Raw genomic sequence first — 16,561 nt, 5'->3', positions numbered from 1 at the left:
TTTTCATTTTTCTAATCTTTAGAATGTTAACTGAATACCCATATTATAAGCTCTCATCAGAGGGTATTTACCATAATCTACACCCGGAGTCAAGTTTGATCCGTTGTTATAGTCTACCTCTGGGTTATATCCTTTATACTTAGTAATAGTGAACGGATTATCTGTAGCTACATAGAGACGCAAATTACTGATTACTCCATCTGACCATTGCTTGATTTTCGGGAATGAGTAGCCTACAGTAATGTTAGTGCAACGGAAGAAAGAACCATCCTGCAAATAGAACGTAGAAAGACGAGTACTATTGCTCTGCGTACCTCCTCGTGAAGCTTTGTATACCCATCCATTTCCTGGATTTTCCGGATTACGATAACGGTCGTCTACTACAGAATACTGATTACCAGAACCTTCCATATTAAACAGGTAATAATCTTGACCATCCAACACTTTATTTCCATATGAGCCATTGAATGAAGCACTTACATCCAAATCACGATAGTTACCATTTACATTAAATCCGTACGTAAACTTCGGATGTGGGTTACCAATAACTCTTTTATCATCGTCATCTACAACTCCATCTCCATTTACATCCTCAAAATACAAGTCACCAGGCTGAAGAGCTACAGACTGAGATAATGAACGAGGAGGTCCCTGCAATTCATAGCCTTCCGGGAAGGAGTTGCCATTAGCCTTATAGACCGCATCATCAGCTGCCAGACCGGCCATATCCGCTTCTGTAACCATACCTGCGACCTTAAATCCATAGAACATACCGATAGGCTGTCCTTCTTCCGTTATATGAGTCATGTAAGAGCGTTCTGCACCGTTAGTGATAATTTTGTTTCCGCCTAAGTTAAGCACCTTATTACGGTTCAATGATATGTTTCCACTTACGTTCAAGCTATAATCTTTGCCGGTAAGTACACGTGCATCCACCTGAAGATCAAAACCGGTATTACGGATTTTTGAATCTGGCAAGTTAGTCAGCATAAAATTAGCACCCGAAATAGCAGAAATCGGCTGTTCGAAAAGCAAATCTTTTGTATAACTTAAATAATAGTTTCCCGAAACTGAAAGTCGGTTATTAAATAAAGACAAATCAAATCCTACGTTATACTGAGAAGTAGTTTCCCATCCAATCGCATTATCTTTCACACCACCCGGATACATTGCTGACACAATAGTACCATTTCCAAAGACAGCACCGGCCGGTGAATTCATAATGGTGGCATACTCATAGTTACCAATATTATTATTTCCGCTCATACCCCAACTTGCACGCAACTTTAATGAAGTAGACTCTCCTAAATTATCTTTCCAGAAGTCTTCATTAGAAAGTGTCCAGGCAGCAGAAATAGAGGGGAAATATCCCCAACGGTTTTCAGGACCAAAAAGTGAAGAAGCATCACCACGGAATGAAGCAGTCAAATAATATTTGTTCGCATAATTATAATTCAAGCGTGCAAAATAAGACAACATTGTCCAATTCGACTTATAAGTATTGTTCAACTGAATGTCACTTGGATCTGCTCCGTGTCCGGTTACTTCTGTGATATGATCATCTTCATAGCCTGTAGCCTTTACTCCCAATACATCTATCATATCTTTCTGTACAGAATAACCGGCTACCCCACTAAAGTTATGTACCTCATTCCACGTCTTATTATAGTTGGCTGTAAACTCTGCCAGATAGTCCGATTTCAAAGTAGTATTCGCAATTGCATTGGCTGCTGCCTTAGCCTGATCAGAATAAGGAGGATTTGCTCCATCAGAAAGACTCGTAGGACGATAAAACTCATACTTTTCAGAATAAGTATACATACCCAAGTTTGCTTTCAAAAACAGATTCTTTACCGGTTCATATGTAGCAGTTACATTATATGTATTTCTTATTCCATTGCGGCGTATTTTTGTTTCCGTAGCCAACGCAACCGGATTTTCAATCTGCTGGAAACCATATTCACTTGCATATGATGTCATTTCCCCTTTTACAAGTTCCCCATTTTCATCGTAGCAAGGAAAAATCGGAGCATAAATCAATGCACCCAAAATAGGTCCTTGATTGAAACGTCCCTCCTGAACCTCACGGTTCCAGTTAGAAGTATTTGAAATAGTAGCTCCGATTCTGAATTTTGAGCTAATTTCCGCATCCAGATTTGCACGTAAATTCAAACGCTTCTGACCTGTTGATAGAATAATACCCTCTTGATTCTGATAGCCCATACTCACTTCATAGCGTATTTTATCGGTACCGCCATTTACCGACACATGATGACGTTGTGACAATGCATTCTGATATAATTCATCCTGCCAGTCTGTATCATACTGCGGAGTAATCACTTCACCTTTCTCAAAATCATAAAGAAACTCAGGAATCATTGCTGCACTGTTAGCAGAGCCTATTTGCTGGGCACGTTCCGCATTCGTGTGATGAATATATGAATCATCCCAAGGCTTACCAGCTGTTACAAGAATATTCTTATACGCATTATTACGTCCTTCTACCACCAAATCGGCAAACTGAGCTGAATTGAGCAAATCAATTTTCTTGGCAAGCTGATTGACGCTCAACTGAAAATTATAGTTTACTTTTACTTTGCCTTCCTTACCACGTTTCGTTGTAATAAGAACTACACCACCTGCAGCACGTGAACCATAAATAGCTGCCGAAGCTGCATCCTTCAAGACTTCAATAGATTCAATATCCTCAGGATTCAGCATTAAATCATCATTCGAAGGATACCCGTCAATTACATAAAGCGGATCAGAGCTTGCATTGATAGAAGCGACACCACGTACACGAATTTTCGTACTACCATAAGGTGCACCACTTACCTGTGCAATCTGCACACCGGATACTTTACCAACCAAACTTTGTCCTACCGTAGGAGTCGTTACGTTTAGCTCTCTTGACTTAATACTTGAAACTGCTCCCACCACATCTGTTTTACGCATGGTCTGATAACCTACTACCACAACCTCATCCATTGTTTTAGAATCCTCAACCAATACAATATGCAGATTATCTCCCTTTTTCGGTTTTATACGCTGTGTGGTATAACCGATATAAGATATTTCCAGCGTATGTTCATAGCTCTGTACATCTAATCTGAACTTTCCATCCACATCCGTTACCGTTCCATTTTGAGTCCCCTTCTCAAAAATACTGGCACCGATTACGGCCTCTCCATTTTGGTCAACAACAAGACCTTGAACCCAATCATCTTCAAAAATTTTAGCCTGAGCAGAATTCGTAAAAAATCCTGTCATACAGACAATTAAACAAAACAATCTAATTACTTTTTTCATAACCTGTTAATAGAATAAAATTTCTGTGCAAAAGTATGAGGGGGGCATTGCACAATGATTGCAGGTTAATTAAAACTATGGCACAATAAGGTTACAAAAAGATTTCGACTACTCCATAAATTCTTATAAACACATTCACCGGATTCTACCTTCAAAGTTTTGAAACCAATATATCTTAAACCCATCCCGAAAAATTCGCTTCGCACGCCGCAAAAAAGAATAATTTCCAAATAAATCGTATCTTTGCACATCGTAAGGTTGCAACTTAGAATAAACTATATACGTATATGGAAAAGAACTTTAAACGAACGACCGTTACATCGGCTCTGCCATACGCAAACGGTCCGGTTCATATCGGCCATCTGGCAGGTGTTTATGTGCCGGCCGATATCTACGTGCGCTATCTGCGCCTGAAAAAAGAAGACGTGCTCTTTATCGGAGGGTCGGATGAGCATGGAGTGCCCATCACTATCCGCGCCAAGAAAGAAGGTGTAACCCCACAGGATATTGTAGACCGTTATCACACCCTCATTAAGGATTCTTTTAAAGAGTTCGGTATTTCATTCGATGTGTACGGACGTACCTCTTCACCTACTCACCATCAGCTGGCATCTGACTTTTTCCGCAAATTGTATGACAAGCATGAGTTTATCGAAAAAACTTCCATGCAATATTATGACGAGGAAGCTCACACATTCTTAGCTGACCGTTACATCACGGGAGAATGCCCTCGCTGCCATGCGGAAGGTGCCTACGGTGACCAGTGTGAAAAATGTGGAAGCACACTTTCTCCTACAGAACTGATTAACCCGAAAAGTGCCATCAGCGGAAGCCAGCCTGTCATGAAGGAAACCAAACACTGGTATCTGCCGTTGGACAAACACGAAGGTTGGTTGCGCAAATGGATTCTGGAAGACCACAAGGAATGGCGTCCGAATGTGTACGGACAGTGCAAGAGCTGGCTGGATATGGGGCTGCAGCCTCGTGCCGTAAGCCGCGACCTTGACTGGGGTATTCCGGTTCCGGTAGAAGGTGCAGAAGGAAAAGTATTGTATGTATGGTTCGATGCACCTATCGGCTATATCTCTAATACAAAAGAACTGTTGCCCGATTCATGGGAGAAATGGTGGAAAGACCCTGAAACACGCCTGATTCATTTCATTGGAAAAGATAACATCGTGTTCCACTGTATCGTATTCCCGGCCATGTTGAAAGCAGAAGGAAGCTACATTCTTCCGGACAACGTGCCTTCTAACGAATTCCTGAACCTGGAAGGTGACAAGATTTCAACTTCACGCAACTGGGCAGTATGGTTGCACGAGTACCTGCAGGATTTCCCTGGCAAACAGGATGTATTGCGCTACGTGCTGACTGCCAACGCTCCGGAAACAAAGGACAACGACTTTACATGGAAAGATTTCCAGGCTCGTAACAACAACGAACTGGTAGCCGTATACGGTAACTTCGTAAACCGCGCATTGGTACTGACTCACAAATATTTCGATGGAAAGGTTCCGGCTTGCGGTGAATTGAATGACTACGACCGTGAAACACTGAAAGAATTTGCCGACGTAAAAGAAGAAGTGGAAAAACTGCTGAACGTGTTCAAATTCCGCGATGCACAGAAAGAAGCCATGAATCTGGCCCGCATCGGAAACAAATACCTGGCAGATACAGAACCATGGAAACTGGCTAAGACCGACATGGCACGTGTGGCTACCATCCTGAACATTTCATTGCAGTTGGTTGCTAACCTGGCCATTGCTTTTGAACCGTTCCTGCCATTCAGTTCTGAAAAACTGCGTAAGATGCTGAACATGGAAAGCTTCGATTGGGAACAGTTGGGACGTACAGACTTGCTGGCAGAAGGCCATCAGCTGAACAAACCTGAACTGTTGTTCGAAAAGATTGAAGACGACGTTATTCAGGCACAGGTAGATAAATTGCTGGCTACCAAGAAGGCCAACGAAGCAGCCAATTACAAGGCAAATCCAATTAAACCGACCATTGCTTTCGAAGAATTCGAGAAACTCGACATCCGTGTAGGTACTGTATTGGAATGCGAAAACGTACCTAAGATGAAGAAGCTGCTGAAATTCAAGATTGCCGACGGACTGGAAAACCGTACCATTGTCAGTGGCATCGCACAGCATTACAAGCCGGAAGACCTGGTAGGCAAACAAGTGCTGTTTATCGCGAACTTAGCTCCTCGTCAGTTCAAGAACGGTCTGGTGAGCGAAGGTATGATTCTCAGCGCAGAAAACTTTGACGGTTCACTGTCCGTTACCACTACTTTGAACGAAGTAAAACCAGGAAGCGAAGTGAAATAATCTTTGCTCTCCTTCATTCTATTTTTACACACGCACGCAGATTTCCGTTGATACACAACGGAGGTCTGCGTCGTCTGTTCCATAAGAAACAAGAATGCCCGAACACTCTTTAAAAGAAAAAACGGCCAAAGGATTGCTCTGGGGAGGAATCAACAATGGGGCCATGCAGGTGCTGAATCTGGTATTCGGCATCATCACCGCCCGTATTCTGAACGATAGTGATTACGGAATGGTAGGGATGCTGAGCATCTTCTCACTGATAGCCGGCTCTTTACAAGAAAGCGGCTTCACCGCGGCTTTGGTCAATAAAAAGGATATCAGTCATCAGGACTACAATGCGGTGTTCTGGTTCTGTAGCGGACTGAGCCTTACACTCTATCTCATCCTGGCCGGATGTGCACCGCTGATTGCAGAGTTTTATCGCAACGACGAACTGATTCCGCTAGCACGCTATTCATTTATCGGGTTCTTTATTGCCAGTCTGGGAATCCCTCACAGTGCCTACTTATTTCGCAACCTGATGGTGAAGCAGAAAGCTTTATCCAGCATCATTGCGCTGGTTGTATCAGGATGCACGGGAGTAGCAATGGCATTGTTAGGTTACTCTTACTGGGGTATTGCCACGCAAAGCATCGTATACGTATCCGTCATCAATCTGTGTTACCTGTATTTTTCTCCCTGGCGCCCCACTTTCCACTTTGATTTCCGCCCTTTGAAAAGTATGGTCAGTTTCAGTAGCAAACTTCTGCTGACCAATATTTTCAATCACATCAACAACAACCTGTTTTCCATCATTCTGGGACGTTACTATTCTGAGCGGGAGGTCGGACAATTCAACCAAGCCAACAAATGGAACCTCATGGGACATTCCCTGATTACAGGGATGGTAAGCAGTGTAGCTCTGCCCGTACTTCGCCAGGTGGCCGATGACAGTGAACGTCAGTGCCGTATTTTCCGTAAGATGCTTCGTTTCACGGCATTTGTTTCTTTTCCGGTCATGCTAGGTCTGTCACTTATTGCTCCGGAAATGATTACGCTGACCATCGGGAGCAAATGGCTTCCCAGTGCCTATATCCTTCAACTGCTGGCCATCGGAGGTGCTTTCCTGCCCGTAACCAGTCTCTATACCAACCTGCTTATCAGCAAAGGAAAATCCAACCTGTTCATGTGGAATACCATTGCACAAGGAACCTGCCAACTCATTGTCATGTATCTGCTCTATCCTTACGGCATACAATACATGATTAAAGTATACATTGCCATCAATATAGGCTGGCTGCTGGCATGGCATTACTTCGTGTGGCGTGAAATCCGCTTGAACCTTCTCCATGCCATTAAGGATGTCTTTTCATTTGGGCTCATCGCAGCCATTATCATGGGAGGAGTTTATTTTCTGACACGTCCGCTCACCAACTTATATCTGCTGATTACGGTGAAAATTCTATCCGCAGGAATTCTTTACACGCTTCTCATGTGGCTAAGTGGCTCGGCAACTTTCAAGGAAGCCCTGAATTACATTCTTAAAAAGAAGCTATCATAACTTAATGCGCCATGTAATAAAACACATCGTTTTTTAGTGTGCAAGCTTGGTTGAAAAAAGCAGATTCACTAAGTTTGCAAAAAGATAGTGAATGCCGCTTAATAAAAAGATTCCATGAATACATACTCCAGAAAATATACCCCTCAAGAGTTAGAAAAGCTGCACGAAGCTTTATATGAGATACTGGGAGAAATCGTACGTATCTGTCAGAAGCACCAGATTCCTTTCTTCGTAATCGGGGGAACAGCCATTGGTGCGCTGTATGACAAAGCTATCCTTCCATGGGATGACGACATAGACATTGGAATGAAGCGGGAAGATTATAACCGTTTCCTGAAGATTGCTCCTCAGGAACTAGACTCCCGCTATTTTCTTTCGTGGATAGAAACGGACCCGCATACTCCTTACTACTTTGCCAAGGTAAAAAAGAATCATACTCTTTTTGTGGAAGGGCTGTTCAAGAATGTACCTATGCATCAGGGCATTTTTGTCGATATTTTTCCCTTCGACCGCATTCCAGACAATCGCCTTCTTATGAGAATCCAGCATGAGTTGGCTAAGTTCCTGAACTGCTGTCTGATGGGAAAAGAAGCCTGGCTCTGGAAACATTGCCGCCCTTGTGAGATAGAAAATCCGACCAACCGGGGATTTATGGGATGTCTGGCTAACTATCTTATCGATATACTTTTACCCAAAAAGACCATTTTCCGGCTCCTGACAAGGACGCAAACATGTTTCAATCAACGGAAAACCCGTTATTTCAATAATGTCATGACCAAGACCGACCATGTAACGGAAGAAAGTCTGAACCGACTGGAACCGGTGAAATTCGGCCCATTAACTCTGGCAGCTCCTCAAGGACTGGAAGAGTTTCTCCGGTACAATTACCCGAAATTGCATCGTTTCAATGAAGAAGAACAGGCTCAGGTAATTGACCACTATCCCGAGATATTATCATTCAATACACTCGCTGAAACCAACGAAATGAAATCTCATTCCTAAAACTATAGTATCATGGAAAATCATATTCCTGTACACAGCACCCCTATCCAATATACCGGCCATCCTTCACAAGTTGATGTAGCCGTACTGATTCTGTTCTTCAACCGGCCTGAACCTCTTTCTGCCGTATTTGAACAGGTTAAAAAGGCACGTCCTTCCAGATTATTCCTTTATCAGGACGGAGCAAGAGGGGAAAAAGATATGCCCGGTATTCTGGCCTGCCGGAAGGTGGTAGATGAAATAGACTGGGAATGTGAAGTATATCAATGGTACCAGAAAAAGAATTTTGGTTGCGACCCGTCTGAATATCTTTCCCAGAAATGGGCCTTTTCGATTGTAGAGAAATGCATTGTGCTTGAAGACGATGATGTGCCTTCCGTGAGTTTCTTTGCTTTCTGTAAGGAACTGCTCGACCGATATGAGAACGATAGCCGCATCTGCATGATTTCCGGTATCAACTACGACGAAATTACCCCCAACATGCCTTATGATTATTTCTTCAGTACGGCATTTTCCATCTGGGGATGGGCCAGCTGGCGCCGTGTCATCGACCAATGGGATGAGCATTATAGTTTCTTGGATGATACCTTCAATCTGCAACAACTGGAAGAATACATCAAGGAAAGAAAATACCAGAAAGAATTCATCGAGTTTTGCCGCCACCACCGGGAAAGCGGGAAGGCTTACTATGAAAGTATTTTCCATGCGGCCATGTTCTTCAACTCCGGTTTGAGTATTGTCCCTACCAGAAACATGATTAATAATTTGGGAGCCACAGCCGGTTCTACCCACTTTGGCGGAAGCAATAACCTGCTACCGAAAGGCTACCGGCGTATATTTACCATGAAGCGTTACGAACAGGATTTCCCACTGAAACATCCACGGTATGTCATTGAGAATGTGGGTTACAAGAATCGCATGTTCCGTGTCATGGCATGGGGACACCCCTGGATAAAAATCGGACGTTCTTTTGAAGAACTCTATTTAAACCTGCGTTATGGCAATTTCCAACACATAAAGAAATCATTGATTAACCGTATCAACAAGTGGTTAGGACGTAATAAATGGCGCTAATTTGGAGATAAAATGGATTCAAAGCTCAAGATTTATTTCTACCATACCCGTCTTACACGGGAAAGTTATGAGGAATGGAAAGATTTCCGGTTCCCCGGACACATTCTCTACGGTCTGCCTTTATTGGAAAAATACGGCATTCAGTCTGTCATGCACCGCTATAAGCCCTATGTCAGCCGATGGAAGCTGATGCTTTATACCACGAAGGAAATTCTTTTCTGCAAAGAGAAGTACGAAGTGCTTTACGGCACATCTTTCCGTGGACTGGAGCTGATTATCTTCTTGCGGGCATTAGGGCTATACCGGAAACCAATTGTCGTATGGCATCACACGGCATTGCGTAAATCACCCAACCGTTTGAAGGAGACAATTTCCCGCTTCTTCTATCGGGGAATTGACCACATGTTTCTCTTTAGTCGGAAACTAATTCAGGATTCCATCACCACCCATAAGGTTCCGGAGCACAAACTGGAACTGATTCATTGGGGACCTGACCTGGCTTTTTATGACCATTTGCTAAAGGAAATTCCTACAAAAGCAGGCGAAGGCTTTATCTCCACAGGAAAAGAGAATCGCGACTTGAAAACCATGTTGCAGGCTTTCTCACAAACGGATGAAAGTCTGGAAATCTTCATTGCAGAAGAATGTGGTAATCTCAATTATAAAAAAATAGCCGACAGCCTGACACTGACAAACAATATCTGCATCCACTATACCGAAGGAGTCATTCCTTATGACCTAGCCAAAAAGGTTGCCTGCAAAAAAGCTATTGTCATCTGCTGTCTGGACTTCCCTTATACAGTAGGACTAACCACTCTGGTGGAGGCATACGCCCTGGGAATCCCTGTCATCTGTTCCAAGAACCCGAACTTCGAAATCGATATAGAACAAGAAGGCATTGGCATCGCCGTAAACTACGGTGATGTGGAAGGTTGGGTAAAAGCCATCCGTTACTTGAATACCCATCCGGAGAAAGCCAGAGAAATGGGAGAAAATGCAAGAAAGTTGGGAGAAAAACGATTCAATCTGGAAATTTTCAGTAAGGAAATTGCCCAAAGACTGTTGCACATAAGGACAAAAAACTCCTAACTTTGCAGAAAAATTGAACGACACGCCATGAGAGTACTGATTATCAACACCGCAGAACGCATCGGAGGAGCTGCCATTGCAGCTAACCGACTGATGGAAGCTTTAAAAAATAACGGGATAAAAGCCAAAATGCTAGTCCGCAACAAGCAGACCGACCAGGTAACTGTGGTTACACTCAAGAAATCATGGCGCAGAATCTGGCAGTTCACTTGGGAACGGGTAGTTATTTGGGCAGCCAATGGCTTCAAGCGTCACAACCTTTTTGCCGTAGATATAGCCAATACTGGCACCGACATCACTTCTCTGCCCGAATTCAAACAAGCTGATGTCATCCATCTGCACTGGATTAACCAAGGCATGCTCTCATTAAAAGACATCCAACGGATTCTGGCCTCTGGGAAACCCGTAGTATGGACCATGCATGACATGTGGCCTTTTACCGGTATCTGCCATTATTCAGCTGAATGCGAAAAGTACACTACCCAATGTCATGACTGCCCGCTTCTACTGAAGCCTCATTACCATGATTTATCAGAAAAAACATTCCACAAGAAACAGCAACTTTATACCACAGCGCCCATCACATTCATAGCTTGTAGCCGTTGGCTGGAATCCATGGCACGCAGAAGCCGCCTGCTGCAAGGGCACACCATTACAAACATTCCTAATGCGATTAATACCAATCTGTTCAAACCACGTGCCAAGAAATTTGCACGCGAAAAACTGCATCTGCCTACCGACAAGAAGTTGCTTCTGTTCGGCTCCATGAAGATTACAGATAAGCGCAAAGGAATAAACTACCTGATTGAGGCTTGCAAACTACTGGCTCAACAGGAACCTGAATTGAGCAAACAATTAGGAGTAGTGGTATTAGGAAGCCAGGCCGAACAATACAAATCACTTTTCCCTTTCCCTATCTATCCCATGAATTACGTAAGCAATGAAAAAGAGCTGGTAGATATATACAATGCCGTTGACCTCTATGTTACTCCTTCCTTGCAGGACAACCTGCCGAATACCATTGTCGAAGCAATGGCCTGCGGTATTCCTTGTGTGGGATTTAATGTAGGAGGTATTCCGCAAATGATTGACCACCTGCATAACGGCTACGTAGCCCAATATAAATCGGCTGACGACCTGGCTAACGGCATCTGCTGGACACTTACAGAAGGAGATTACGAAACATTAAGCTCTGAAGCGTATCGCAAGGCTGTAACCACTTACTCTGAGGCAATCGTAGCCAATCAGTACATTCAAATATACAACCACATTACCGGGAAAAATGCATAATGTTCATCACCTACATCCGAAGTTTTCCATCATCACGGTCACTTATAATGCAGGAGCCGTATTGGAAGATACCATTCAGAGTGTCATTACCCAGACCTACAAGAATGTGGAGTACATCGTCGTGGACGGAGGTTCCAAAGACAGAACCTTACAAATCGTTGAACAATACAAGGAACATATACATACCGTAATCAGTGAACCGGATAAAGGGCTGTATGATGCCATGAACAAGGGAATCAAGCTGGCCACCGGCGATTACCTCTGTTTCCTGAATGCAGGCGATGAACTGCATGAAGATGACACCCTCCAGCTAATGGTACACTCCATTACAGAGGCTACGCTTCCGGACGTGCTGTATGGTGACACAGCCATCGTAGACGAAGAAGGACATTTCTTGCACATGCGACGTCTGGCTCCTCCTGAAAATCTGAACTGGAAAAGCTTCAAGGAAGGCATGCTGGTATGTCATCAAGCCTTCTTCGCACGTCGTGATTTGGTAGAACCTTACAACTTGCATTATCGTTTTTCCGCCGACTTTGACTGGTGCATCCGGATCATGAAGAAAAGCCAGGTACTCCACCACACCCACCTGGTACTTATCGACTACCTGAATGAAGGAATGACTACACGCAACCACAAAGCTTCCCTGAAAGAACGTTTCCGCATCATGTGCAAGCATTACGGTGTGATATCTACCGTGCTGCGTCATGCCTGGTTTGTCATCCGGGCCTTGAAAACTAAAAAGCGCCCCAGTTAAGTGGCCTGAGCCTCTTCACTGGAACGCCTTTATTTCTTCAAACAAACTTCTCTGCCTGTTTACTTCTTACTTTTCTTTAGGACTAACACAATGGCTGCCAAAATTGCCAGACCCAATATGCCCAATGCAATGAAAGCAACAGTCTCGGTCACATGGAGCGATTTCGGGTCGAAAGTAAACTCTATCACATGCTTTCCGGCAGGCACATTCATCGCACGTAAGATATAATCTGCACGACCATGCGATACTTCTTTTCCATCAATGAACGAACGCCATCCCGGATAGTAAATCTCAGCAAAGACCACTGTACCACCCTTCGGAGAGTTTACCTCATATTTCAAGGCATTAGGTTCATAGCTTGTCAATACAATCGTACTCAGGCTGTCTGCACCTGCAGAAGCTTTCACTTCGTTCTGGAACTTTTTATCTACCACTGCTACGTGGGCCGGATTTACCTGATACAACGCTTCTATTTCTTCATTGGCATTGTTCACATACTGCACCTCGTTGACAAACCAGGCATTGCCCAATGCATGGGGATTAAACACCGGAATAGTCTTTCCCTGCTGCAACGGAATGATAAAATAACGTGTATTCAGCATATTCAGCACCGGAGTCAACGTATCACCTACCTGACTTAAATCAGCTCCTACCGAGGGTAAAGTTTTATACAGAGCGGTAATCTCACCCTGGATATGCTCATCAATCATTTCCTGATAACGGCGAAGCTTTGCAGCATGATACCCACCGATGCTCTTGTGCCAATAGGCCGTATTGTTTTCATTGAACGTATTGACCGACAGATTCAGTACACGATAATCCAAAGACTTGTCCTGAAGTATCTGCTTGTCTGTTTCCGAAGGTTCCAGGAAGGGCTGCATTTCCGTACCCTTTGCCACAAACTGCTCGTCATACAGATAGCGTTTGTTTACACTCCACATGTCTACCAGGCAAAGCAAAGCCAGCAAACCGACCAGCCACTGTGCTTTCAGTTTTCCGGCACAGTATCCCCATAACAACACAGCTCCTGTCAATACGACAAAGAAGCTTCTCCAGGCATCCGAAGTAAAGATGGACTTACGTATCTCTTCCAGGTTGATTAAAATCGGAGCCAGCTGATCGGCCGGAATCGCGTTCTGCAATGCATTCATTTCGGCAGAAGACACATACGAAGGGAAAAAGAAGCCTGGAGCCAAGGCAAACAACAAAGAAAGACCTCCCGTCAAAACGAAAGTAATATAGAAAGACTTACGTGATTCATTCCACAACTGCGGACGTTCTACCACTTCCTTTAACGCCATAATGGCAAGCAACGGTATGGTAAACTCTGCAATGACCAGAATAGAAGATACCGCACGGAACTTGCTGTACATGGGCACATAATCAATAAAGAAATCCGTCAGGCCCATAAAGTTATGTCCCCAGGAAAGTAATATGGAGAATACGGTTCCACCAACCAAAGCCCACTTCATCGGTCCCTTCACGATAAACAATCCCAGAATGAAAAGGAACATGACAAAGGCACCTACATATACCGGCCCGGAAGTACCCGGCTGTTCGCCCCAATACTGTCCCAACTGACTATACAATCCCAGATAGTTAGGGTCAGCCTTCTCCATGGCTTTCTCATTTTGAGCCAGAGGCACAGAGGCCCCTCCTTTCACATTCGGAACCAGCAACGAGAATGTTTCTCCGATGCCATAGCTCCATTGTGTGATGTAGCTTCGTTCCAATCCGCTATTGGTCTGGTTTGCACTATTCTCCTTCACCAGCTCACTTTTGCCGCGCATGGTCTCCTTGCTGTACTCATACGTATGATACAAGTTTGACAAGTTCACGCACACACCCAACAAACCAGCGATTACCAGTACCACACTAGCTTTGATAAATTGAGGCATCTTCTTTTCCCGCCATGCCATCACCCCATACGCAATGGCCATGAACAGCATGACAAACAAGAAATAGTAACTCATCTGCGGATGGTTGGCCACAATCTGCAAGGCCACAAACAAGGCCGTCACAATCCCCCCAGCCAACAGCTTGCCACGATAAGCCAGCACCATACCGGCAATGGTAGGAGGAATATAGGCCAATGCTATAAACTTCCAGATATGACCGGCCGCAATGATAATAAAGAAATAAGATGAGAACGCCCAGATAATAGCCCCCAAGGCTGACATCCATACCTTAAAATCAAATGCACGCAAAAGAATGTAGAAGCCCAGCAGCATGACAAACACATACCACACGTAAGTAGGCAGGAACAGATGATACACCTGCTGAATCCAGCCCAACGTATCGGTAGAATCATAGCTCGGAGACATCTGGTAGGTAGGCATTCCCCCAAAAATGGAGTTCGTCCAGCGTGTACGTTCCCCCGTCTTCTCCAGGTATTCACTCATTTCACGTCCAGAACCGATGCCAGCCACCGCATCGTGCTGAGCCAGAATTCGTCCTTCATTTACCGCAGGATAGAAATACGCAAACGAAATAAGGGCAAAAAGCACGATTACCACTACATCGGGCAATAGTTTCTTGAACAAGTTCATATTATTCATAATTAATGTTTTCGGCAGGCAAAGATAACACAATACTGCCTGAAAAGTCGTAAATTTGCCGCTGAAAATCTTTTTTAACGCATGAAAATAGGAATCATTACGGCCATGTCTTCCGAACAGAAGCAACTGGCTAACCAACTCGAGAACAAGACTGAACGTAAAGAAGGGCCCTTCACCTACATTGAAGGAAACATCAAGCAAAATACCATCATCCTGATGCAATGTGGCATCGGCAAAGTGAATGCCGCTGCCGGAACGGTAGAACTTATCCGCAACTTCCAGCCCGACTGCATCATCAGCACCGGAGTAGCCGGAGGAATCGACACCTGCCTGAAAGTGATGGACGTAGTAGTCAGCCAGCAGATTGTGTACCATGACGTATGGTGCGGCGAAGGCAATGCCTACGGACAGATTCAGGGTCTCCCTACTTTCTTCCAGGGAAATGAAACCCTCTTCCAGTGTGCCCTTTCACTCGATACAGAAACGGCTATCCACGGAGGTCTGATTTGTACAGGCGACAAGTTTATTACCGACCGCAGTGAACTGGACGAAATCAAACATAACTTCCCGGAAGGACTGGCAGTAGATATGGAATCGGCTTCCATTGCCCAGGTGTGCTACCTCTATCAGGTTCCGTTCATCAGTTTCCGCATCATCAGTGACACTCCGGGAGCTGACAAGCACTTTGAACAATACCTGAACTTTTGGGGGGAAATGGCCGACCGTTCCTTCCACGTCACTGAAACTTTCCTGAAAGCATTACCCAACAAACTATAACCGCTTTATGAAAAAGATACCAAGTTTTACAGTAGATCATATTCGTTTGCAACGTGGTATTTTCGTGTCACGCAAAGATGAAGTTGGAGGTGAAATCGTCACCACCTTCGATATTCGTATGAAAGAGCCCAACCGCGAACCGGTTCTAAGTCCTGCTGCTATCCATACCATTGAACACCTGGCAGCTACTTTCCTGCGCAATCATCCGGTATGGGCCGACGAGATTATCTACTGGGGTCCCATGGGTTGCCTGACCGGAAACTACCTGATAGTAAAAGGCGACCTGCAATCCAAAGACATTGCCCCACTGATGACAGAAACCTTCCGCTTCATTGCCGATTATGAAGGGGAAGTGCCGGGAGCCAGTGCAAAAGACTGCGGAAACTATCTGATGATGAACCTTCCCATGGCCAAATGGGAAGCAGCCAAGTTCCTGCATGAGGTGCTGGAACAGCTCACCGAAGAAAACTTAAACTATCCGGCTTCCCTGTAAAATCACATCATCTGTTCCCAAAACACGAATAGGCTATTCACTTTATCAGATGCCGGAAAACAAAGCGTGCCGGCAGGCGCTTTTCAGACAGCCTGCCGACATGCTTTCAGTACTTCTCAGGCAGTACCGTAATACTTCCCTGGCAGTACTCCAGTACTTTCAAGAAAGTACCGCAGTACTGCCTAAGGAGGATTACTCAGCCTGACTTTTCCTGATATAACTAGACGTTTTTTCTTTTTATAAACTGGAACAGTAGACACTTTGCATAAAGTCATCCTAAAATAATAGACTATTAAGCAAAAGTTGTGCTGTTTTTACTAAGAGTTCCGGACACGCAAGAAA

General features: G+C 44.3%; 11 protein-coding genes. 9 read left to right on the top strand and 2 right to left on the bottom strand.

Annotated features, from left to right (window positions below):
* Window positions 1-18: 18 nt before the first annotated feature.
* Complete coding sequence (locus tag ACMJ0U_RS04965; RefSeq protein WP_417128563.1) at window positions 19-3,270, bottom strand: SusC/RagA family TonB-linked outer membrane protein; 3,252 nt, start codon at window positions 3,268-3,270, stop codon at window positions 19-21.
* 326 nt (window positions 3,271-3,596) lie between these two features.
* On the opposite strand from ACMJ0U_RS04965, the gene metG reads away from it, so the two are divergent.
* The 7 genes from metG to ACMJ0U_RS04930 all read left to right on the top strand — a co-directional run bounded on the left by metG (window position 3,597) and on the right by ACMJ0U_RS04930 (window position 12,391).
* Window positions 3,597-5,639 (top strand): methionine--tRNA ligase, encoded by a 2,043-nt coding sequence (gene metG, locus ACMJ0U_RS04960; protein WP_022054295.1) that lies wholly within the window; start codon window positions 3,597-3,599, stop codon window positions 5,637-5,639.
* Window positions 5,640-5,733: 94 nt separating this feature from the next.
* A complete protein-coding gene (locus tag ACMJ0U_RS04955; RefSeq protein WP_417128562.1) occupies window positions 5,734-7,179 on the top strand; it encodes a lipopolysaccharide biosynthesis protein in 1,446 nt (481 codons plus the stop codon).
* Between the two features lie 114 nt (window positions 7,180-7,293).
* Entirely contained in the window at window positions 7,294-8,181 is an 888-nt protein-coding gene (locus ACMJ0U_RS04950; RefSeq protein WP_417128560.1) for a LicD family protein, read from the top strand.
* A 12-nt stretch (window positions 8,182-8,193) separates the two neighbouring features.
* Window positions 8,194-9,255 carry a hemolysin activation protein gene (locus ACMJ0U_RS04945; RefSeq protein ID WP_417128559.1) on the top strand — a complete coding sequence of 354 codons (1,062 nt, stop codon included), beginning with the start codon at window positions 8,194-8,196 and terminating at the stop codon, window positions 9,253-9,255.
* A gap of 12 nt (window positions 9,256-9,267) precedes the next feature.
* Complete coding sequence (locus ACMJ0U_RS04940; RefSeq protein WP_417128558.1) at window positions 9,268-10,344, top strand: glycosyltransferase; 1,077 nt, start codon at window positions 9,268-9,270, stop codon at window positions 10,342-10,344.
* A 27-nt stretch (window positions 10,345-10,371) separates the two neighbouring features.
* Entirely contained in the window at window positions 10,372-11,634 is a 1,263-nt protein-coding gene (locus ACMJ0U_RS04935) for a glycosyltransferase family 4 protein (protein ID WP_417128556.1), read from the top strand.
* The gene (locus ACMJ0U_RS04930) at window positions 11,627-12,391 is read left to right on the top strand and encodes a glycosyltransferase family 2 protein (RefSeq protein WP_417128554.1); all 765 of its coding nucleotides are present in this window, start codon (window positions 11,627-11,629) and stop codon (window positions 12,389-12,391) included. The genes ACMJ0U_RS04935 and ACMJ0U_RS04930 overlap by 8 nt, the downstream gene beginning before the upstream one ends.
* Before the next feature lie 59 nt (window positions 12,392-12,450).
* On the opposite strand, the gene ACMJ0U_RS04925 is transcribed toward ACMJ0U_RS04930, so the two are convergent.
* Complete coding sequence (locus ACMJ0U_RS04925; RefSeq protein WP_417128564.1) at window positions 12,451-14,940, bottom strand: hypothetical protein; 2,490 nt, start codon at window positions 14,938-14,940, stop codon at window positions 12,451-12,453.
* A 90-nt stretch (window positions 14,941-15,030) separates the two neighbouring features.
* On the opposite strand from ACMJ0U_RS04925, the gene ACMJ0U_RS04920 reads away from it, so the two are divergent.
* Window positions 15,031-15,726 carry a 5'-methylthioadenosine/adenosylhomocysteine nucleosidase gene (locus ACMJ0U_RS04920; protein ID WP_417128552.1) on the top strand — a complete coding sequence of 232 codons (696 nt, stop codon included), beginning with the start codon at window positions 15,031-15,033 and terminating at the stop codon, window positions 15,724-15,726.
* A gap of 7 nt (window positions 15,727-15,733) precedes the next feature.
* Window positions 15,734-16,219: an S-ribosylhomocysteine lyase gene (locus ACMJ0U_RS04915; RefSeq protein WP_417128550.1), complete on the top strand. Its 486-nt coding sequence runs from the start codon at window positions 15,734-15,736 to the stop codon at window positions 16,217-16,219.
* The last annotated feature ends 342 nt before the right edge of the window (window positions 16,220-16,561 follow it).

The sequence above is a fragment of the Phocaeicola sp. genome, from assembly GCF_048170425.1.
GTDB lineage: Bacteria > Bacteroidota > Bacteroidia > Bacteroidales > Bacteroidaceae > Phocaeicola.
This window is presented reverse-complemented; position numbering and strand designations above follow the sequence as displayed.

Excerpts from the sequence above, each read along its gene's own strand:
- ACMJ0U_RS04935 (WP_417128556.1), top strand. The coding sequence starts at position 10,372 with ATGAGAGTACTGATTATCAACACCGCAGAACGCATCGGAGGAGCTGCC.
- ACMJ0U_RS04965 (WP_417128563.1), bottom strand. The coding sequence starts at position 3,270 with ATGACAGGATTTTTTACGAATTCTGCTCAGGCTAAAATTTTTGAAGAT.
- ACMJ0U_RS04930 (WP_417128554.1), top strand. The coding sequence starts at position 11,627 with ATGCATAATGTTCATCACCTACATCCGAAGTTTTCCATCATCACGGTC.
- ACMJ0U_RS04915 (WP_417128550.1), top strand. The coding sequence starts at position 15,734 with ATGAAAAAGATACCAAGTTTTACAGTAGATCATATTCGTTTGCAACGT.
- metG (WP_022054295.1), top strand. The coding sequence starts at position 3,597 with ATGGAAAAGAACTTTAAACGAACGACCGTTACATCGGCTCTGCCATAC.
- ACMJ0U_RS04955 (WP_417128562.1), top strand. The coding sequence starts at position 5,734 with ATGCCCGAACACTCTTTAAAAGAAAAAACGGCCAAAGGATTGCTCTGG.
- ACMJ0U_RS04920 (WP_417128552.1), top strand. The coding sequence starts at position 15,031 with ATGAAAATAGGAATCATTACGGCCATGTCTTCCGAACAGAAGCAACTG.
- ACMJ0U_RS04945 (WP_417128559.1), top strand. The coding sequence starts at position 8,194 with ATGGAAAATCATATTCCTGTACACAGCACCCCTATCCAATATACCGGC.
- ACMJ0U_RS04925 (WP_417128564.1), bottom strand. The coding sequence starts at position 14,940 with ATGAACTTGTTCAAGAAACTATTGCCCGATGTAGTGGTAATCGTGCTT.
- ACMJ0U_RS04950 (WP_417128560.1), top strand. The coding sequence starts at position 7,294 with ATGAATACATACTCCAGAAAATATACCCCTCAAGAGTTAGAAAAGCTG.
- ACMJ0U_RS04940 (WP_417128558.1), top strand. The coding sequence starts at position 9,268 with ATGGATTCAAAGCTCAAGATTTATTTCTACCATACCCGTCTTACACGG.